Below are 19,889 nucleotides of genomic sequence, written 5' to 3' on the forward strand. Positions count from 1 at the left end.
GGCGCACAGACCGGCCAAGGCGGCGGCAACGTCCTGCAACAGGGCGCACAGACCGGCCAAGAAGGCGGCGGCGGCAACGTCCTGCAACAGGGCGCACAGACGTGACCTCTGTCGCGTGCTGACCACGCCGAACCTGCCGACCGAAATCGGTAGCGCGAACCCGCCACTGGACAGTGGCGGGTTCACCGACTCCGCGAACTCGCTCACGGCGTAGTCGGGTGGCGGTGTCCGTTTGGTCTGGCCCCTGCGGTGCAAACCACGCAGGGGCCAGACCGGGTTCAACGACGGGAACCCACAGCTACGGGCAGCTACGGGGATCCGTTACCAGGGCGCGACTGCTGCAGTTCGGACACCAGCCGGCGCAGCCGCGGTGTGGGCCGGAGTCCCAGCTCGTCGCGGAGGTGCTGCTCGTAGCGTTCGAAGTCGTACAGCGCCTCGGACCGATTGTCCTCCGCCAGGTGGGCGCGGATCAGCGAAGCCTGACTGCTCTCCCGCAGCGGATCCGCCTGGACGGCCGCGTGGGCGGCGGTCACGGCCCAGGCGAACTCCTTCGTGTCGATGAAAGCTCCCGTCATTGCCTCAAGGGCATGAAGTCGAAGCTGCCGCCACTGTTCCGCCTCCGGCAACATCCACTCGTCGTACCAGCCGGGCAGCAAATCGGCGGACAGCTGGTCGACGGCCGCCGCATTGAGGTCGAGCTCCTCGGCCGGGACATGGGGATCGAGTATGCGCTGGGCCAACGACCGGGCTCGGAACAGGTCGACGGTGACCTCCCGCGCGAGGCGCACCTCGGCGGGGCAGATGTTCAGTGCTTGCTTCCCGAGGCTCTGGAGGCGTGACAATGCCGACCGCAGGTTCGTGTTCGCGCCTTGCTCGGATGCTTCGGGCCAAAGGCTCCCGGCAACCAGAGTTCGAGGGACAGCGGCCCGGTATTGTAGCGCGATAAACGCCAGTAGTCGCTTCGAGCCGACTGGGACGGTCACTGGTTCGTCGCCGACTACGATGTCGAAACCGCCGAGAAGAGAGATCCTCACGGACGGCCCGGACCTGGTGGGCGGCGGAGAGAAAGCGAGATCATATGCGCTCATGGCCTTGTGATCGCGTAGGGTCCGTCTACCCGGCGCCCGTCGACTGGCCGCGCCGTCTTTGCTGGGGGCCAGCGATCTGTACACCTCCCGCATAGCCATGCTGCTCTACCCGCCAAGAGATGTCGAATTGTCCTGATCGGGGCCAAGAACTGGTGCCCTCGGCCGAGCTTCCGCGGTTATGGCGCACGGGTTGAACCGACGGACGGTGGGCACGGTCGCCGTGCCGGGAGCGGCTGCGGCCCAGGACGTGGGCATCTTCATGAGCGCGACGAACGGCGGGAGCGGGCAGCGCGGCACGGCCGGGTTCAGCGGGTGGCAACTGCGCTGAGGCGGCGGCCCGTTGCGCCGCAAGCGGACGGGCCGGGGTGACCATCGCACGATTCGCTCGTTCTGCTGAACGTGCGTCCACTGCCAGAAGTACCTTCCGCAGCCGCCCCGGCCGACGGGGAGCAGGCCGCGGCGGCGCTCGTCGAGCACTATCCGCGGCTGGTCCGGCTCGGCTATCTCGTGCTGCCGCCGACCCTCGGCAGCCACCGCCGGGTGCTGAAGGCGCACGCGCTGGCCCAGCGGTGCCTGCTGTCCGGACGCCGGGCGGGGTCCCGGGGCGGGGTCCCGGGGCCGCGTTGGCCCGGCGGTGCGGCGGCGGTTGATCCGTCCTATGCGCTCGCCCGCCGGCGGGTGCTGCGTGCGGCGCTCGCGGCGGACCGGCCGCGGCGCGGCTTCGGCCGCGTCCAACTGCCCCCGCTCCTCCCGCTCGTGTGGGGGCTGCGGCTGTTCCCGCACTCGGGCGGATCGAACGGGCTCGCCCTGGAGAACGCCCTGGCGGCGCTCTCCGGTCCGGGGCGCGCCGCCCATGCCCTGCGCGGCCTGGAGGGGCTGGCCGCCGCGGAGGTGCGGCGGGTGCTCGCGGACGCCGGGGTCGCGGACCCGCATGCGGCGCTCGCGGCGGCTCAGGACGCTCCGACTCCGTACGCGCTCCTCGGCTCCCCGGAGTTCGACCCCTGCTCGCTCCAGGCCCGGTCGCCGGACCTGCTGCGCCGCAGACAGCACGCGAAGGCGGCGCTGGCGGCCGTCGCGGCGCTGCTGGTGTGCGGGGCGCTGCTGGGGCTGCCGGGCAACGGCTGGGGGCGCGACGCCCGGACCACGTCGTCGTACACCCATGACGCCGCTGTGGAACAGTCCCTGGATCCGGACAGGTTGAGCCGGGTGTCCGCGGACTTCTGGCGGCGCTCGCCGCGTACCGACTTCACCGCCTGGCCCACCCGCGGCAACCGCGCCGAGGACACCGGGCTGCTGCGCCGTGCGCTCGCCGGCTGGGCGCACCCGGACGGCGAGGTGCGTATCTCGGCGACGCCGGAGACCCCCATCGGGCCTCCGATGGGTGCGCCGCAACTGCTGTACGCGGGCGAGGTGGACCGGGTGGCGGTGGTGCTGTTCTACGACGGGCTGCGCGTCGTGCGGTACGCGGAGCCCGGTGCCGCCGGCCGGGACGGGGGTGTCGCGCTGGACTTCGCCCGGGCCGACGGTGCGGACATGGCGTCGGCCGCCGCCCTGATCGTGGCGCGCGCCGACGACCGGGTCCGCTATCTCACCGCGCCCTGGGTGACCTCGGTGTCGGTGCGGGACCTGCTGGCACCGGACGGCGCCCCGCGGCCGCTGCGGCGCGGCCCCGACGGGGTGACCACCGCGCTGACCAGCCCGGCGACGGCCCGCGACTGCCGTGCCTGGCAGGCGATCGAGATCCGCGACGGCTCGGCGGCCCGGCTGATGGCGGACCTCGGTGAGCTGGCCCCGGCCCGGCTGACCTCGGGCCCGCCGTCGGCGCCGCACGACGTCGCCGGGCGGGCGGAGCGGGACAGTTGGGCGCGGACCGCCTGTCTGCTGCCAGCGGTGCGCTCGCGCGGGGTGCGGTCGGTGAACTCCTGGCAGTACGCCGAGCAGCCGCTGCCCGAGGGCAATGGTTCCGCGCGCTGGCTCTGCACCAGGGCGGAGACCTGGCGGGGTACCGGAAGCCGGGTCCTCGCCCAGTTCCAGGCCCCGTCGGCGCCGGCCGTCGCGACGGGCGGGCCGCCCGGGGCGGTCGCGGCCAGGGCCGAGGACTCCCCGGCCTGCGGGGTGCGCGACCCCCGGGTACTGGCCGGGGTGCTCTGGAAGTCGCAGGGCGGCCGTTGGTACGTACTGGCGGCGGGCAGTGAGCAGTTCGCCTCGCTGACCGCGTCGGGCGGGGTGGAAGGGCGCTCCGACAGCCGTCTTCTCGCCGTGCCGGCCAGAGCGGGCGACCGGGCGCGGCTGAACGGGACGCTGGTGGACGGCAGTCGGGTGGGCGGGCTGCGCTGACGGCCCGCCCTCGTGGGCGTCAGAAAGTCGCCGCACGCCCCCTGTTCCCGCGATTTACCTCTCAGTACATTGACAGCATGTCTAATACGCAGCCAGCGCCGGTCGCGTCGGAGCGGACGCCCCTCAAGGCGCGCAAGGTCTCCTTCGCCTGGGAGAAGACTCCTCTGCACTGGGTGCCGGGTGATCCGTTCACCACGCACACCATCAATGTGCTCCACCTCCTGCTGCCCGCCGGGGAACGGTGGTTCATCCACGTGTACCGGCAGGTGCTGCCGTACATCCACGACGAGCAGCTGCGCCAGGACGTCATCGGCTTCATCGGTCAGGAGGCCGTGCACTCCCAGGCGCACGACGACGTCCTGCCCCGCCTGAAGGAGCTCGGTCTCGACCCGACGCCGTACACCGCGCAGGTCGACTGGTTCTTCGAGAAGCTGCTCGGCGACCGGACGCTGCCGCCGGGCAGGGCGCGCACGTGGTGGCTGATGGAGCGGGTGGCGCTGATCGCGGCGATCGTGGTCCACGAGCGGCTCCGCGAGGGCGAGGAGGTGGAGGTCCGCGACCCGCGCAACCGCTTCCCGCTCGCCGAGGCCCCCGCGTACCTGTTCGTCGCGGGCGGCATAGGCATCACTCCGATCCTGCCGATGCTGCGGTCGGTCGCCGCCTCGGGCGCCGACTGGCGGCTGCTGTACGGCGGGCGGAGCCGCGCCACGATGCCGTTCCTGGACGAGATCGAGAAGCTGGGCGCCGAGGGCGGCCGGGTGACGGTCGTCGCCGAGGACGAGGCGGGCCACCCGGACGCCGCCGCGGCCCTGGCGGACACGGTGGAGGGCACGGCCGTCCACTGCTGCGGCCCCGAGCCCCTGATGGACGCGGTCGGCGCCGCACTCCCGCCCGGCCGCACCCTCCATCTGGAACGCTTCACCGCGGCGGCCGCGGCGTCGACCGGCTCCGCCCCCTTCGAGGTCGAGCTGCGCCGCTCCGGCCGTACGGTCCGGGTGCCGGCGGACCGGTCGGTGCTGGCGGCGGTGCGCGACGAGCTTCCGTACGTCTCGTACTCCTGCGAACAGGGCTTCTGCGGAACGTGCCAACAGCGCGTCCTGGAGGGCGAGATCGACCACCGCGACGAGCTCCTGACGGACTCCGAGCGGGACGACTCGATGCTGATCTGCGTGTCCCGGTGCCGGGGCGAACGGCTGGTACTGGACCTTTAGTGCCTCCCGCCCGAGTCCGGAGCGGCGGGGCCGGGGCCGCCCGCCGCCCCTCCCCCGCCGCTCCACTCGGTACGCTGTCCACCATGACGACCGGGGTGCGGCGCAGGATGGGCGTCGAGGAGCGCAGACAGCAATTGATCGGTGTCGCGCTGGAGTTGTTCAGTCACCGCGCCCCGGACGAGGTGTCGATCGACGAGATCGCGGCCGCCGCGGGAATCTCGCGGCCCTTGGTCTACCACTACTTCCCGGGGAAGCAGAGCCTGTACGAGGCCGCGCTGCGACGGGCGGCCGACGAGCTGGCCGCCCGGTTCGTGGAGCCCCGCGAAGGGCCGCTCGGGGCCCGGCTGTTGCGGGTGATGCACCGGTTCTTCGACTTCGTCGACGAGCACGGGCCCGGCTTCTCGGCGCTGATGCGGGGCGGGCCCGCGGTGGGGTCCTCGACCGCGAACGCGATGATCGACGAGGTGCGGCAGGCCGCCTGCGAGCAGATCCTGGCCCATCTGGGGGTCGAGAATCCCCCGGCACGGCTGGAGCTGGTCGTGCGGTCGTGGGTGTCGCTGGCCGAGTCGACGGCGCTGATCTGGCTGGACGGGCGGCGGATTCCGCGCGAGGAGCTGGAGTTGCAGCTGGTGCACGACTTCGCCGCACTGGCGGTGGTGAGTGCCGCGTACAACACGGAGATGGCGGGCGTCGTGCTGCGGGTGCTCGGCCAGGAGCCGGCGGACGGGCCGTTCGGCGAGCTGCTGAACCGGCTCTCCGACCTGGCCCCCGCCGTACCGGCCGTTCCCCCGCAGCGGCTGGCGTAGAACCGGCTCCGGGAGGTACGGGCCGGGTCGCGCTACATGAGCAGCTCGCCCTGGAGTGCGGCGGCCAGGCCCACTTCCGCGTTGTCCGCCCGGCCCCGTTCGAAGGCCCGCTGGTAGGCGGCGTCGCCGACGGCCTCGCGGGCCTGGCGTTCGCATGCCTCGCGCAGCGGTTCCAGTTCCGGGGTGCCGCGTTGCGGATGGCCGACCATGCGCCAGTACACCTGTCCCGTGCCGTACACCCGGGCGGCGCGGGCGCCCGCGCCCTGGGCGGCGATCGCCGCGGCCAGGATGTCCAGGCCCAGCGCGATGCCGAAGCGGTCACGCATGCGGTGCTTGCCCGCGAGCATCGAGCGGGCGTGGGCGGCGGAGGTTTCGGCGTCCCCCCGGAGCAGGGCGATCAGGGCGAGCTGGTAGTCGACGTAGCTGCGGGTCCAGCACTCGTCCTGGGCCTCGCAGACCGCGCGCAGGACCGCGGCCGCCTCCGCCGCCTCGTCCAGCCGGCCGAGCCCGGTCAGGGCGAAGACCGTGATGAGCCGGCACCGCAGCCGGTAGGCCTTCTCCAGCGGGGTGGCGGTGCCGGTCGAGCGCAGGACCCGGTCGACCCCGCGCAGGCCCGCCTCGGGGCGGCCGGTCATCAGATCGGTGAGGCCGCACAGATAGGCAGCGGCGAGGATGCCCTCGTCGGTGCCGTCGCGCGCCGCTTCCCTGGTGCACTCCCGGCCCAGCCGGCGGGCGGCCGGGTAGTCGCCCTGGAGCATGACGGTGATGCCCAGCACCCACAGGGCGCGGGTGCGGTGGGGTCCCTCGGCCGGTCCGGCGGCCAGGGCGCGCCGGGCGTACTCGCGGGTCTGCGGAAGGTGGCCGCAGCAGCACCAGAAGAAGCCGGTCCGTCCCGCCATCTCCTGGGCGGCCACGGTGTCGTGGGCCAGCAGGTGGTCGAGGGCGGCGCAGAGGTCGGCGTGCGCCTCGGCGATGCGGTGGTACCAGCTGATCTGGTCGTCGCCGGTCCAGCCGGCGTGGGCCTTGCGGGCCAGGCCGAGGAAGCAGGCGGCGTGCCGGTCGGCGGCGGCCCGTTCCTCGCCGAGCTCGGCGAGCCACATCCGTCCGTACTCGCGGATGGTGTCGAGCATGCGGTGCCGTGCGCCGTCCCGGCCGACGACGGACTTGGCGACCAGGCCGTTCAGCGCCCCGGACACCCCGTCCGCGGTGAGCGGTCCCCCGGCGCAGACCTCGCGGGCGGCCGCCTCGTCGAAGTCGCCGCGCAGGACGGTCAGCCGGGCCCAGAGCAGCCGTTCCGGCGGAGTGCACAGCTCATGGCTCCAGCCGATGGCGGTGCGCAGGGTGCGGTGGCGCGGCGGCCAGAGCGAGGCGTCGGCGGGTACGTCGAAGCAGGACCTGATCCGTGCGGCGACCTGCTGGACGGTGTCCCGGCCGAGGGCTCCCGCCGCGAGTTCGATGGCGAGCGGAATGCCTTCGAAGCGGCGGCAGATCTCGGCGGCGGCCTCCGCGTTGCCCGGCTCGTCGAGGGCGAGGCCCGGGGCCGCCGCGGCCGCCCGGTCCCGGAACAGCGTCAGGGCATCGGCCGCGCCCTCGACGGGCAGCGGGTCCACCTCGACGACCTGCTCGCCCCTGATGTCCAGGGGCTGCCGGCTGGTGGCGAGCACGGTGAGGCCGGGGGACGTGGTGAGGATCTCGCCGAGCAGGTGCGCGCAGGCGGAGCGCAGATGCTCGCACGAGTCGAGGACCAGCAGCAGTTCCTTGTCGACCAGCCATTCGCACAGCGCGTCGATGGGCATGCGCAGGGTGTGGTCGGAGAGCCCGACCGCGTCGGAGACGGTCGCGATGAGCAGTCCGTCGTCGTGGAGCGGTGACAGGTCCGCCCACCACGCGCCGTCGCGATGCGCGGCCGCCGACTGCCGGGCCGCGCGGACGGCGAGCCTGGTCTTGCCGACGCCGCCGCTGCCGGTGAGCGTGGTCAGCCGGTGCGTGGCGAGTGTGTGCTCCAGCCTGGCAAGTTCCGCTTTCCGTCCGACAAAGCTGCTTGTCTCCTCGGGGATGTTGCTCGCCATGGTCACCGTCGCCGAAACAGGTGGACCGGCCGGTCCCGGCCCCTGGTTCCCGCACGGAGCAGGCATACGAGGACGCCTGGCGTACCGGAGAGGGGCCGGGCCCGGCCGGGGGGTGGGAGAGCGCGCCGGGGGTGCGGTGCTGCGGCATTCCCCGACGGCTGCTGCCTCCCAACGTAGTCCCGTCATGGCTCAGTTCAGGGAAAACACCGCCACGGTACGACCCGGGACGGTGAACCTTCCCGAACTCCTCTCGTACGAGGACTTCTTGACAGTAGAATCCGCGCCCGCAGCCTGGACCGGGTGCAGTGCGTACTCCTTCCCCGCCAGCGCGGGGACCGTCTGGGTCTCGGTGCCGGGGGCCGCGTTGAGGACGACCACCAGCTTCCCGAGCCGCATGGTGATCACGCCCGGTGTCTCGTCCTTGCCGGAGAGCGGGAAGGACAGGGCGGACTGCGCCTGCTCGGTGGTGGAGAGGCCGAAGTCCTGCTCCGTGGAGCGGATGGTGAGCAGGTCCCGGTACGCGGCGGACGCGCCGTCGATCTGCGCGCAGCCGGGGCGGAGCGCGGCGTCGGCCAGCAGCGGCTTCGCGTAGGACCACTTGGACTCGTTGTCGGCGGCCGGCGGCAGTCCGCGGCCGAAGCCGTTGCCGTCGCGGCAGTCCCAGTGCAGGGCGTTGAACCAGTCGCCGCTGTCGTACGAGTTGCGGTCCAGGGACTTGGAGCGCAGCAGGTCGGTGCCCGCCTGGGAGAGCGAGGGCCCCTGCGAGAGGGTGGCCGTCGCCATGGCCAGGACCTGCATGCGGGCCCGGTCGGCCGCCGGGGTGCCCGCCGGGAGTTTGAAGGCGAGCGCGTCGTAGAGCGACTCGTTGTCGTGGGCGTCCGCGTAGGCGAGGGCGTCGCCGGGGGCGGCGGCGTATCCGGCGGGGGCGCCGTTGTAGTCGACGCCGGAGCCCTTGACCGTGTTCCCGGCGGAGTCGGTGAAGGTGTAGTCGGCGAGGTTGCCGGTGAGACCGACCTTGATCAGGTCCTGGTAGTGCAGCAGCCGGGCCTTCTGTTCGGCACGCGTCCCGTTGGCGGCCGAGGTGTTGGGGTCGGTGTAGAGGCCGGTGGCGAAGCCCTGCACGCCCGGGTCCTCGTCGAAGGGGCTGCCGCCGCGGACGGCGTCGCGGGCCCGGTCGGAGAAGGTGGCGATGCCGGTGCCGGCCATGTTCTTCTGGGTGGCCTGGACGAAGCGGGCGTCGTCGGCGATCTCGCCGAAGTTCCAGCCCTCCCCGTACAGGATGATCTTCTTCCCGTCCACGCCGTCCTTCGCCGGGGTCAGCGCGTCCAGCGCCTTGCGGACGGCGAGGATGTTGGCCTTGGGGTGGTGGCCCATCAGATCGAAGCGGAAGCCGTCGACCTTGTACTCCTTGGCCCAGGTGACGACCGAGTCGACGACCAGCTTGCCCATCATGGTGTTCTCGGGCGCCGTGTTGGCGCAGCAGGTGGAGGTGGCCACGGTGCCGTCGTCCAGCAGCCGCTGGTAGTAGCCGGGCACGATCCGGTCGAGTACGGACTTGTCGTCCTGGCCGGAGGCGACGGTGTGGTTGTAGACCACGTCCATGACCGTGCGCAGCCCCGCGCCGTTCAGCCCCTGCACCATCTGCCGGAACTCGACGGTGCGCCGGGTGCCGTCCGGGTCAGAGGCGTAGGAGCCCTCCGGAACGGTGTAGTGCAGCGGGTCGTAGCCCCAGTTGAAGCCGTCCTTCGCCGCGGCCTTCGCCACGCAGGCCTGCTGCTCCTCGGAGTCGGGGGCGTACGCGGACAGGTCGCAGGCCGGTTTCTGCTGTGCGGACTTCTTCTCGGGGATGGTGCCGATGTCGAAGGCGGGCAGCAGATGGACGTAACTCGTGCCGGAGTCCGCGAGCCGCTTGAGGTGCTTCATCCCGTCGGAGCCGGTGTCGGTGAAGGCGAGGTACTCGCCGGGGTGCTTCGAGGTGCGGTCCGCGATCGAGAAGTCACGGATGTGCAGCTCCTGGATCCGGGCGTCGCGCAGCGGGACGGCGGCGGGCTTCTTCAGCCCGGACCAGCCCTTCGGGGCGAGGGCCGGGGCGTCGAGGTCGACGACGAGGCTGCGCGCGGAGTCCGTGGTCAGGGCGGTGGAGTACGGGTCGGTGACCTTGTTGGTGACCATCTTGCCGACGGTGGGCGCCCAGACGTCCACCACGTAGCGGTAGGGCTTGCCCCTCCACTGCTTGGTGCCCGTGACGGACCAGACACCCGTGCGGTCGTCGCGCCGCATCGGGATGTTCTTCCCGTCGAGTTCGAGGGCGACGGTCCGCGCGGTGGGGGCCCAGACGGACAGGGTGGGACGGCCGCGGTGGTCGAAGACCGGGCCGAGCGAGGCCCCGGCCGCGTTCTTCCCGTACAGGTCGTCGAGCACGCCCGCGCTCTGTACGCCGGTGGCCGCGAGCAGGGCGCCGTTGGCGGCGCGCTGGGTGGCGATCAGCTGGCCGCGCAGCGCGTCGCGGACCCGGTCCCGGTCCCGGACGTCGACGGTGAACGCCGGGTAGTCCTTGAGGTTCGGATGCTTCGCCTTCTGTGCGCCGGTCAGCGCGGAGGGGGTGAGCCGCAGCCACCGGCCCTCGTCGGAGAGCGCCCCGTCGACGACGGAGATCCCGCCGCGCGGTGCGTGGACGAGTTGCTGGCTGGTGGCCGCGGTGGCCTTCACCTTCCATACGACGGTGTCGGCGTCGATCCACTGTGCCTCGGCCCTGCCGAGGTCGGGGGTGGGTACGCCGCCGGCCTGGGGCAGCAGGTAGCCGGGCGTGGCGCCGAGCATCCAGACCTCGTGCCCGTAGGTGGCGATGTCGAGCGACTGGTCGCTGGGGAGGTCCTTCTCGTCGCCCTTGTGCAGGATGTAGCCGAGCGAGGTGGCGCCGTCGGTGAGCGGCACCTCGAAGGTGACGCCGGAGGCGTCCTTCTTCACCGGCTGGAGCGGCCTGGCCCAGTCGGTGGGGTCCTTGGCGCCGGTCCAGGTGTGCAGCCCCCAGCCGTCGTAGTCGCCGTCGGGCCGGTAGTAGTGCAGTACGGCCTTGGTGGTGTCCTGCGGCGGGTAGGCGCCGTCGGGGGCCGTGTCGGCCTGGCCGTCCTTGCCCTGCTCGATCCAGACCTGTCCGGTCCTCGCGAGTTCGACGGTGCGCTGCGGCCCGTCGGCGGTGCCGTCCTTCTCGACGGTGTACGTGACGGTGGACGCGTCCTCGTCGAGCTTCAGCCAGGCGAAGGCCCCGTAGGCGTCGCGCCCGGTGAAGCCGGCCGTGGTGTCGCCGGACCTGAGCTTCCAGCCGTCGTAGTCGCCGTCCGCGCGCTTGTAGTGGACCACGGCGTAGTCGCGCTGGACGGCCACCGGCTTCGTCTCGGCGGGGGCCTGCCCCGCGGTGGTCGCGGCGAGGGCGCTCGCGGTGCGGCCGGCGCGGTCGACGACGACCGCCTTGTAGCGCAGCGGTGTTCCGGTCGCCACCTTGCCGTCCAGGTGCTGGGTGACCTTGTACGGGGCGTGGTCGGCGGAACCGAGCGTGACCCACTTGCCGTTGCCGGTCTGCGCGGCGAAGACGACGCGGTTCAGCTGTCCGCCGTCGACGTCGGCGGAGAGCTCCACGGTGCCGGTGGCTCCGGCGGCGGGTGCCTTCAGGGTGATCGAGGGCTTGGTGGCGGGGGCGCCCATCGGCTTCTCGGCGCGCAGCACGAGGCTGGAGAGGGCGGGCACGGTGACGGTGATCTTCTTGTCGGCGCCGCTGCGGAGGGTCGAAGAACCGCCGTACAGGGTACGGAAGTTCATGCCCCCGGATGCGGTGGGAAGCTCGACGGTCTTCGGGGCGGTGCTGTTGTTGGTGGCTACGAGGTACTCGTTGGGCTTCTCGGGGTCCGTGCGGGAGAAGGCGTGGACGGAGTCCTGCGCGTACCGCTCGGTCTGGACGCCGTCGCGCAGTGCCGGGTTCTTCCGGGTGAGTTCGGAGAGCGCGGCGATGTTCCGGTACAGCGGGTGCTTCGTGTCGTACGCGTCGGCGGCGTGGGTGCGGTCGGTGCCCAGTTCGTCGTCGTCGAGGTAGTCGGCGGTCTTCGAGGCGAACATGGTCTGCCGGGCGTCCCGGTCGCCGCCCGCGCCGGTGAAGCCCTGCTCGTCGCCGTAGTAGACGACGGGGTTCCCGCGGCCGAGGAACATCAGCTCGTTGGCGAGCTCCGCGCGTCGGACGAGTTCCGTGTCGCCGGCCTTCGGGTTGTCCTGCTTCAGGAATGCCCCGATGCGGCCCATGTCGTGGTTGCCGAGGAAGGTCACCTGCTCGTAGGCGTTGGCCTTGTCGGTGGTGTAGCGGTAGTCGTCACCGAACACCGCCGCGAGCTGCGCGGCCGGGGCGCCCTGCGAGGCGTACTGGCGTGCCGCTTCCTGGAAGGGGAAGTCGAGCGTGGCGTCGAGCCGGCCCCGGGTGACGTAGGGCGAGGTGACGGCGGTGTCGGCGGAGTAGACCTCGCCGAACATGAAGAAGTCCTTGCGGCCGCGCTTGGCCGCGTAGGTGTCCAGGGCCGTCGCCCACTGGGTCCAGAAGTCCAGGTCGACGTGTTTGACGGTGTCGATCCGGAAACCGTCGATGCCGAAGTCCCGGACCCATTTCTCGTAGATCTTCTCCATGCCGGCGACGACCTCGGGCCGCTCGGTCCACAGGTCGTCCAGCCCGGAGAAGTCGCCGTAGGTGGCGGACTCGCCGGCGAAGGTCGAGTCGCCGCGGTTGTGGTACATCGTCGGGTCGTTGAGCCAGGAGGGGACCTTGGTCCCGGTGTTCTTCGGGGTGTACGGGAACGAGTCCGCGTCCACCTTCGCCAGGCCCTTGGCGTCGTCGAACGGGCGGCCGTCCTTGTCCAGGTACGGGTAGGCGCCCTTCGGCCGGTAGCCGTAGGCCTTCTCGGCGTAGTCGACGGTGTCCGCGGTGTGGTTGGTGATGACGTCGAAGAAGACCTTCATGCCCTTGGCGTGGGCCCTGTCGATCAGCTTCGACAGGTCGGCGTTGGTGCCGAAGTGGGGGTCGACCTGGGTGAAGTCGGTGATCCAGTAGCCGTGGTAGCCGGCCGAGGCGTCCTTGCCGGTGCCCTGGACGGGGCGGTTCTTGAAGATCGGGGCGAGCCAGATGGCGGTGGTGCCGAGGCCTTTGATGTAGTCGAGCCGGTCGGTCAGGCCCTTGAGGTCGCCGCCCTGGTAGAAGCCCTTGTCCGTGGGGTCGTAGCCGGTGTCCAGGCGCGAACCGGTGAGCCCGCCGCGGTCGTTGGCGGTGTCGCCGTTGGCGAACCGGTCCGGCATGACGAAGTAGAACTGTTCGCGCGTCAGGTCGTGACGTGCGGGTTCGGCGGCCAGCCGGGCATCCGAGGGCGGCCCCGGAGGTCTCGGCGCGGCGGACGCGGATGCCGCCGGGACGACGGGGAGGAGCGCCGCGCAGAGTGCGGCGACGGCTCCACGTCTGAGGGTGGAACGGGACACGGGCTGGGTCTCCTTGTGTGCGGGTGGGGGTTCTCGGGGGTGGGCGGGCTTGTCGGGTGGCGGGTGGGGCGGGGGCCCGCCAGGGCGTCTCCTCGGACGGCGCGGACTCGTCCGGCACCGCGGGTGAGCCGTTCCATTACTGCGTCGTCCTGCGGGGATCGCCCCGGTACGCCCCCGCCCCGGTCGCCGCGCATCATGGGCCGGGGCACCACGATCGGGTGGCGGTGCACCGGGAGGGGACGTATCGGGGTGATCCCCGCAGGGTGTGTGCGGCGCGTCTGCGTCACCCGAGGAGACGCCCCGGTACGCCCCCGGGCCCCGGGGCACTGCCGGACCGGGCGCCGAAGGTCAGCCGGTGGACGCGCAGTTACGGGCGTTCACCTGGAGCGCCACCGCCGTGTTCGCGCCCAGGGTCGCGGTGAACTGGCCCGAGCCGTTCACCGTGACGCCGTTGCCGGACTGGATGTCGCAGTAGTCGCCGGCGGGCAGCGAGGTCTGGAACGTACGGGTCAGCGAGGAGCCCTCGTGGTTGATCGCGACGTACGCCTTGGAGCCGCGGCCGAACGCGATCCGGTCCCCGCCGTCGTCCCACCAGTCGGTGACGGACTCGCCGCGCGCCGTGTTGCGGAAGCCGACCATGGAGGAGATCTCGCGCCAGGCGTGCTGGCACTTCCACCCGTCGCTGTAACAGGCGTTCACCGTGCCGCCGTTGGGCGGGCCCGCGTCCTTGTCGGACCACTCGTAGCCGGAGTGGACGTCGGGCGAGCCGTACGGCCAGGCCAGCATGAAGACATTGGCGAGGGTGTAGTTCGCGCCGTCCTTGTAGTTCAGCGTGTCGCCGCCGCGCTCGGTGTCGTGGTTGTCGACGAAGACCGCGGCCTTCGACGAGGGCATGAAGCCCCAGCCCTCGCCGTAGTTCTTCAGATAGGCGAGGTTCTCGTTGTTGAAGATCTGCTTGAGGCCGCGGGCGTAGCGGAATTCCTGGACGTCCCCGGTGCCGGTGTACTCGTCGGGCTGGACGGCCTCGCCCGCCCCGTGGATGGCCTCCTGCTTCCAGTAGGCACCGGGGTTGCTCAGCCGCGACTTGATGTCGGCGAGGTCGGCCGCGGGCATGTGCTTGGCGGCGTCGATGCGGAGACCGTCGACGCCCAGGGAGAGCAGGTCGTTGAGGTATCCGGCGATCCTGCCGCGTACGTAGTCCTCGCCGGTGTCCAGGTCGGCGAGGCCGACGAGTTCGCAGTTCTGGACGTTGACGCGGTCCTGGTAGTTGCTGATCTGCGCGGTGCAGTCGTCCATGTCGGCGGCGGAGTAGACGCCGGGGTAGTCGTACTTGGTGTACGAGGAGCCGCCGGTGCCGGTGCCCGATCCGGCCGACATGTGGTTGATGACGGAGTCGGCGACCACCTTGACGCCCGCGCCGTGGCAGGTGCTGATCATGTTGGCGAAGGAGGCGCGGTCGCCGAGCCGTCCGGCGATCCTGTAGCTGACGGGCTGGTACGAGGTCCACCACTGGCTGCCCTGTATGTGCTCCTGGGGCGGCGAGACCTGTACGTAGCCGTAGCCGGCCGGGCCGAGCGAGTCCGTGCACGCCTTGGCCACGGAGTCGAATTTCCACTCGAAGAGGACGGCGGTGACGTCCTTGTCTCCGGGGGCGGCGGCCTGAGCGGTCGAGGTGGGGGCCACGAGGGCGGCGGCGCCTGCTGCCAGGACGAGCGCCGCGGACAGTGGTCTGCGTGCCATGTTTCCTCCTGCTGTGGGGGAAATGCGGGTGACGGTGCAGCCTCACATGGCAACGCGCCCTGCCTTCAAGGCTCCTGAAGGTTCTTGCTGCAAGAATGCAAACCTTGCCGCGACGCCGACCGTACGAGCCTGTCAGTCCCCGGTCAACCCTTTGGACACCGTCCGCTCACATCCAGGAAATACGGCAGTTTTCTTCCTGTAAGGACTTACGCAAAACATTGCAGCGCTGTTAAGTTTCTCCCGACTCCGGTCCGGTCGGCCGGGGTTCCGGCGACCCCGGACCCCACGCGCCCGGCCGGCCGGTCCGGTCACGGACAAGAGAGGCACCCGGAGTCGCTCACTCCCCGCCGGCCCATTCAGGGCCGACTCCCGGTGCCTCTCCTGTACGCCCGGACCGGCCACTCGGCTCTCAGACTCCCCGGACCGCCGCGGTGGATCCCCGTACCACCAGCTCCGGCTGGAACACGTACTCCGTACGTTGCACCGGGCTGCCGCCGATCTCCTCCAGCAGGGCGCTCACCGCTGCCGCCGCCATCGCCTGCACGGGCTGGCGCACCGTCGTCAGCGGCGGATCGGTGAACGCGATGAGCTGCGAGTCGTCGAAGCCCACCACCGACACGTCGCGCGGCACGCCGAGCCCGCGTTCCCGGGCCGCGCGCACCACGCCCAGCGCCATCAGGTCACTGCCGCAGACGATGCCCGTACACCCCTGGTCGAGCAGCGCACCCGCGGCGACCTGGCCGCCCTCGACGCTGAACAGCGTGGGACAGACGAGGAGTTCGGCCTCGGCCCGGTCCAGGCCCAGCAGGTTCACCGAGGCGTCCAGGAAGCCCTCGCGCTTGCGGCGGGACGGCACATAGCGCTGCGGCCCGATCGCCAGACCGATCCTGCTGTGGCCGAGCTCGGCGAGGTGCCCGACGGCCATCCGCACGGCGGCGGAGTCGTCGGGCGAGACGAACGGCGCGCTGACCCGTTCGTTGTAGCCGTTGATCAGGACGAACGGCACGCCGCGTTCGGTGAGCGCGGCATACCGGGCCGGGTCGGCCGACATGTCGGCGTGCAGCCCGGAGATGAAGACGATCCCGCCGACGCCGCGCTCGACGAGCTGCTCGACGAGTTCGTCCTCGGTGGCACCGCCGGGCAGCTGGGTGCAGAGCACCGGGGTGTAGCCGTGCCCGGCCAGCACCTGCTCGACGGACTGCGCGAACGCCGGGAAGATCGGGTTGGTGAGCTCGGGCGTCACCAGTCCGATCAGCCCGGCGCTGCGCCTGCGCAGCCGCACGGGGCGTTCGTAGCCGAGGATGTCCAGCGCCGCGAGCACCCGCTGCCGGGTGGGGTCCGCGACGCCCGGTTTCCCGTTGAGCACCCGGCTGACGGTCGCCTCGCTGACCGCTGCCTGGCCGGCGATGTCCGAGAGCCTCGGCGCACCGCCGGTCCTGGGCAGGGGGACGGTCACACCGTCCACCACACCGTGGTGTCCGCGGGCAGCTCGATCCCGGCGCCGTCGGTGACGACCGGGCTGCTGGACACCAGGACGGTGCCGCGCACCGGGATGCGCACCGGGCGGCCCGTCGTGTTGACGGTGCAGACGAAGCCGGGGCGGGCGAAGATCAGCAGCCCGTCGGGGGACCCCAGCCACTCCACCGCCGTTCCGGCGCCGAGCCCCGGGTGCGCCCGGCGGGCGGCGATCGCGGACCGGTAGAGCTCCAGCGTCGAGTCGGCGTCGCCGGTCTGCGCCTGGACGCTCAGCTCGCCCCAGCCGTCGGGCTGGGGCAGCCAGCTGCCGCCGTCGCCGAAGCCGTACGAGCTGCCGTCGCGGGTCCACGGGACCGGCACCCGGCAGCCGTCGCGGAAGCCGTCCTGGCCCTCCGCGCGGAAGAACGACGGGTCCTGGCGGACCTCGTCGGGCAGGTCGGTGACGTCGGGCAGGCCGAGCTCCTCGCCCTGGTAGACGTAGGCGGAGCCGGGCAGCGCCAGCATCAGCAGGGTGGCGGCGCGGGCCCGGCGCAGGCCCAGCTCGCGGTCGCCTGCCTCGCGGATCTGGGTGCCGAGGCCGGGCGGGTTGGCGAACCGGGTGGTGTGCCGGGTCACGTCGTGGTTGGAGAGCACCCAGGTGGCGGGGGCGCCGACCGGGCGCATCGCGTCGAGCGAGGTGTCGATGACCTTGCGGAGCTCGGCCGCGTCCCAGGCGGTGGAGAGGTACTGGAAGTTGAACGCCTGGTGCATCTCGTCGGGGCGTACGTAGTTGGCGGTGCGCTCGACGGTGGGGGTCCATGCCTCGGCGACGGCGATGCGGTCGCCGGGGTACTCGTCGAGGATGGTGCGCCAGGAGCGGTAGATCTCGTGCACCCCGTCCTGGTCGAAGAACGGCATGACGTCGTTGCCGAGCAGCTTGAGCTGATCGTGGCTGCCGAGGTCGGGCAGGCCGGCGGCCTTGACGAGGCCGTGGGCGACGTCGACCCGGAAGCCGTCGACGCCCATGTCGAGCCAGAAGCGCAGGATCGAGCGGAACTCGTCGGCGACGGCCGGGTGTTCCCAGTTGAAGTCGGGCTGCTCGGGTGCGAAGAGGTGGAGGTACCAGTCGCCCGGGGTGCCGTCCGGGTCGGTGGTCCGGGTCCAGGCGGGGCCGCCGAAGACGGACTCCCAGTCGTTGGGCGGCAGTTCGCCGTCAGCGCCCTTGCCGGGGCGGAAGTGGTAGCGCTCGCGCAGCGCGGAGCCGGGGCCCTCGGCGAGTGCGCGCTTGAACCAGTCGTGCTGGTCCGAGGAGTGGTTGGGCACCAGGTCCACGATGATCCGCAGGCCCAGGTCATGGGCGTCCCGGATCAGCCCGTCGGCGTCCAGCAGGGTGCCGAACATGGGGTCGACTGCACGGTAGTCGGCGACGTCGTAGCCCGCGTCGGCCTGCGGGGAGGCGTAGAACGGGCTGAGCCAGACCGCGTCCACACCGAGGTCCTTGAGGTACGGGAGTCTGCCGCGTACGCCTGCGAGATCGCCCATGCCGTCGCCGTTGCCGTCGGCGAAGCTCCGTGGATAGACCTGGTAGATCACCGCGTCCTGCCACCAGCGGGTCTGGTGGGCCGGAGCGGCGCCGGACGTGCCGGTGGAGGGGGCAGCGAGGTGCTGGGTCATGTCGTCCCTGAGGTGTCGGGGTGGGAGGCGGCGCCGGGACCGGGTCGGGACACCGGCGGCCGCCGTGACTTGGTGCGTGCGGGTCGTGCGGGGGTGCGCCGGCTCAGCCCTTGACGGCTCCGGCGGACATGCCGGTGACCAGGTGGCGCTGGGCGAAGAGGAAGACCAGGGCCGCGGGTATCGCGATCAGCACGGACGCCGCGGTCATCGGCCCCCACTGGGCGCCGTACCGGTTGACGAAGAGCTGCAGTCCGCCCGCGAGGGTGAGGTTGTCCTCGCCGACCATGAAGGCGGAGGCGTAGGCCACTTCGCCCCAGGCGGTGATGAAGGAGTAGAACGCGGTGACGGCGAGTCCGGGCTTGGCGAGCGGCAGGACGAGCCGCCAGAAGGTGCCGAACGGGGTGAGGCCGTCGACCTGGCCCGACTCGTCGATCTCGCGCGGAATGGTGTCGAAGAAGCCCTTCATCATCCAGGCGCAGAACGGCACCGAGATGGTGAGGTAGGTGATGACGAGGCCGGCCGGCTGATTCAGCAGCCCCATGCCCGCCATGATGTTGTAGATCGGCACGATGAGGACGGCCACCGGGAACATCTGGGTGACCAGGAGCGTCCACATCAGCCCGCGCTTGCCGGGGAAGCGGAAGCGGCTGACGGCGTAGCCGGTGGAGGCGGAGATGATGACGCCGAGGAGCGTGGTGAGCCCCGCGACGAGCAGGGAGTTGCCGAACCAGGTGAGGAACTTCGTGTTCTGGATCAGGTTCGTGTAGTTGTGGAACGTCGTCTCTTTGAAGAAGTCCGTGGTGGTCGCGTACGCGGCGGGCTTCAGCGAGGTGAGCAGGACCCACAGCACGGGGAAGACGGCGATCACGGACGCCACGATGAGCGTGAGGTGCAGCGCGGCGGAGGCGATCGGCGAACGCTCGCCGCGCAGCCGGACCTTGCGTGCGGCGGGGGCGGTGGGTGCGGGGGCGGTGGTCACCAGTCGTCTCCCTGGGTGCGCAGGACTCGTCGGTAGACGGCGGCGAAGATCAGCAGGAGCACGAGGATCAGTACGCCCCAGGTGGAGGACTGCGCGAAGTCGCGCGGGCTGATCTCGAAGGAGAACTTGTACGCCTGGGTGACCAGGATCTGGGTGGCCTCGCCGGGTCCGCCGCGGGTCAGCAGGAAGATCACCGGGAACATGTTGAAGGTCCAGATGGTGGAGAGCAGGATCACCGTGGTGGAGACCGGCCGCAGTCCGGGCAGCGTGATGTGGCGGAAGCGCTGCCAGGCGGTGGCGCCGTCCATCTCGGCGGCCTCGTAGTGCTCGCTGGGGATCGACTGCAGTCCGCCGAGCAGGGCGACCATCATGAACGGCACACCGAGCCAGACGTTGACGGCGATGACGGAGAACTTCGCCCAGGTGGGGTCGTTCAGCCACGGTATGGCGTCGATCCCTCCGCCGGAGAGGATCTTGTTGAGCAGCCCGCGGTCCTCGTTGTAGAGGAAGCGCCAGGCGAAGACGGAGACGAAGCCGGGGATGGCCCAGGGCAGGATGAGCGCCATCCGGTACGCGGAGCGGCCGGCGATGCGGCGGTTGAGGATGTTGGCGAGGGCCATGCCGAGGCAGAAGGTGATGGCCACACAGGAGACCGTCCACACCAGGGTCCAGCCGAGCGTGCCGAGGAACTGGTCGCCCGTGAGGGCGTCGGTGTAGTTGTCCAGGCCCACGAACTCGTACGTGGCGGGCATGTGGTTGACACCGATGGACCGTTCGACGTTGCGCTCGTTGGCGTCGGTCATCGACAGGTAGATGCCGCGGACCAGCGGATACCCGATGATCACGCCGATCACGACGATGACCGGGGCGACCATGGTCCAGGCGTACCAGTGGGTCGACAGGGCCCGTCGGATCCTGCTCGGCGGCGGGGGGTTGCCAGTACCGCGGCTCCGGCCGCGGGCGACGTCGTCGCCCGCGGCCTTCGCCACCGACTGGCTGGTGTGGACAGCCATCAGCCGGCCTGC

11 protein-coding genes and 1 pseudogene are annotated in these 19,889 nt (G+C 71.4%); 4 read left to right on the top strand and 8 right to left on the bottom strand.

Going from position 1 to position 19,889, the window contains the following annotated elements; translation table 11 throughout:
- Positions 1-308: 308 nt before the first annotated feature.
- Complete coding sequence (locus BT364_RS02155) at positions 309-1,034, bottom strand: AfsR/SARP family transcriptional regulator (RefSeq protein ID WP_256259553.1); 726 nt, start codon at positions 1,032-1,034, stop codon at positions 309-311.
- 244 nt (positions 1,035-1,278) lie between these two features.
- Here BT364_RS02155 and BT364_RS41285 point away from each other — a divergent pair, with 244 nt between their 5' ends.
- From BT364_RS41285 to BT364_RS02175, 4 genes are all read left to right on the top strand, one after another.
- The gene (locus BT364_RS41285) at positions 1,279-1,416 is read left to right on the top strand and encodes a hypothetical protein (protein WP_177328000.1); all 138 of its coding nucleotides are present in this window, start codon (positions 1,279-1,281) and stop codon (positions 1,414-1,416) included.
- Positions 1,417-1,487: 71 nt separating this feature from the next.
- The gene (locus BT364_RS02160) at positions 1,488-3,425 is read left to right on the top strand and encodes a hypothetical protein (RefSeq protein ID WP_072483327.1); all 1,938 of its coding nucleotides are present in this window, start codon (positions 1,488-1,490) and stop codon (positions 3,423-3,425) included.
- Positions 3,426-3,502: 77 nt separating this feature from the next.
- A complete protein-coding gene (locus BT364_RS42485; protein WP_079179279.1) occupies positions 3,503-4,636 on the top strand; it encodes a metal-dependent hydrolase in 1,134 nt (377 codons plus the stop codon).
- An 83-nt stretch (positions 4,637-4,719) separates the two neighbouring features.
- On the top strand, positions 4,720-5,442 hold the full coding sequence (locus tag BT364_RS02175) for a TetR/AcrR family transcriptional regulator (protein WP_072483682.1): 723 nt from the start codon (positions 4,720-4,722) through the stop codon (positions 5,440-5,442).
- Between the two features lie 32 nt (positions 5,443-5,474).
- Here the strand turns inward: BT364_RS02175 and BT364_RS02180 are convergent, their stop codons facing one another.
- The 7 genes and pseudogenes from BT364_RS02180 to BT364_RS02210 all read right to left on the bottom strand — a co-directional run bounded on the left by BT364_RS02180 (position 5,475) and on the right by BT364_RS02210 (position 19,877).
- Complete coding sequence (locus BT364_RS02180; RefSeq protein ID WP_072483328.1) at positions 5,475-7,511, bottom strand: ATP-binding protein; 2,037 nt, start codon at positions 7,509-7,511, stop codon at positions 5,475-5,477.
- A gap of 189 nt (positions 7,512-7,700) precedes the next feature.
- Positions 7,701-13,016, bottom strand: a complete 5,316-nt coding sequence (gene pulA / locus BT364_RS02185) for a pullulanase-type alpha-1,6-glucosidase (protein ID WP_072483329.1) — start codon at positions 13,014-13,016, stop codon at positions 7,701-7,703.
- Positions 13,017-13,367: 351 nt separating this feature from the next.
- Positions 13,368-14,756, bottom strand: a pseudogene (locus BT364_RS02190) (alpha-amylase); the annotation flags it as partial.
- A 409-nt stretch (positions 14,757-15,165) separates the two neighbouring features.
- Entirely contained in the window at positions 15,166-16,224 is a 1,059-nt protein-coding gene (locus BT364_RS02195) for a LacI family DNA-binding transcriptional regulator (RefSeq protein ID WP_072483330.1), read from the bottom strand.
- Positions 16,209-17,885: a glycoside hydrolase family 13 protein gene (locus tag BT364_RS02200; protein WP_072483331.1), complete on the bottom strand. Its 1,677-nt coding sequence runs from the start codon at positions 17,883-17,885 to the stop codon at positions 16,209-16,211. The genes BT364_RS02195 and BT364_RS02200 overlap by 16 nt, the downstream gene beginning before the upstream one ends.
- A 103-nt stretch (positions 17,886-17,988) precedes the next feature.
- On the bottom strand, positions 17,989-18,864 hold the full coding sequence (locus tag BT364_RS02205; RefSeq protein WP_072483332.1) for a sugar ABC transporter permease: 876 nt from the start codon (positions 18,862-18,864) through the stop codon (positions 17,989-17,991).
- Positions 18,861-19,877: a carbohydrate ABC transporter permease gene (locus BT364_RS02210; RefSeq protein ID WP_072483333.1), complete on the bottom strand. Its 1,017-nt coding sequence runs from the start codon at positions 19,875-19,877 to the stop codon at positions 18,861-18,863. Before BT364_RS02210 ends, BT364_RS02205 begins: the two co-directional genes overlap by 4 nt.
- Between the last annotated feature and the right edge of the window lie 12 nt (positions 19,878-19,889).

Source organism: Streptomyces atratus (assembly GCF_900119365.1).
In the GTDB taxonomy this organism is placed as follows: domain Bacteria; phylum Actinomycetota; class Actinomycetes; order Streptomycetales; family Streptomycetaceae; genus Streptomyces; species Streptomyces atratus_B.

What these genes read in the sequence shown, in the direction of transcription:
- BT364_RS02175 (WP_072483682.1), top strand. Translation starts at nt 4,720, where the DNA reads ATGACGACCGGGGTGCGGCGCAGGATGGGCGTCGAGGAGCGCAGACAG.
- BT364_RS02200 (WP_072483331.1), bottom strand. Translation starts at nt 17,885, where the DNA reads ATGACCCAGCACCTCGCTGCCCCCTCCACCGGCACGTCCGGCGCCGCT.
- BT364_RS42485 (WP_079179279.1), top strand. Translation starts at nt 3,503, where the DNA reads ATGTCTAATACGCAGCCAGCGCCGGTCGCGTCGGAGCGGACGCCCCTC.
- BT364_RS02210 (WP_072483333.1), bottom strand. Translation starts at nt 19,877, where the DNA reads ATGGCTGTCCACACCAGCCAGTCGGTGGCGAAGGCCGCGGGCGACGAC.
- BT364_RS02180 (WP_072483328.1), bottom strand. Translation starts at nt 7,511, where the DNA reads ATGGCGAGCAACATCCCCGAGGAGACAAGCAGCTTTGTCGGACGGAAA.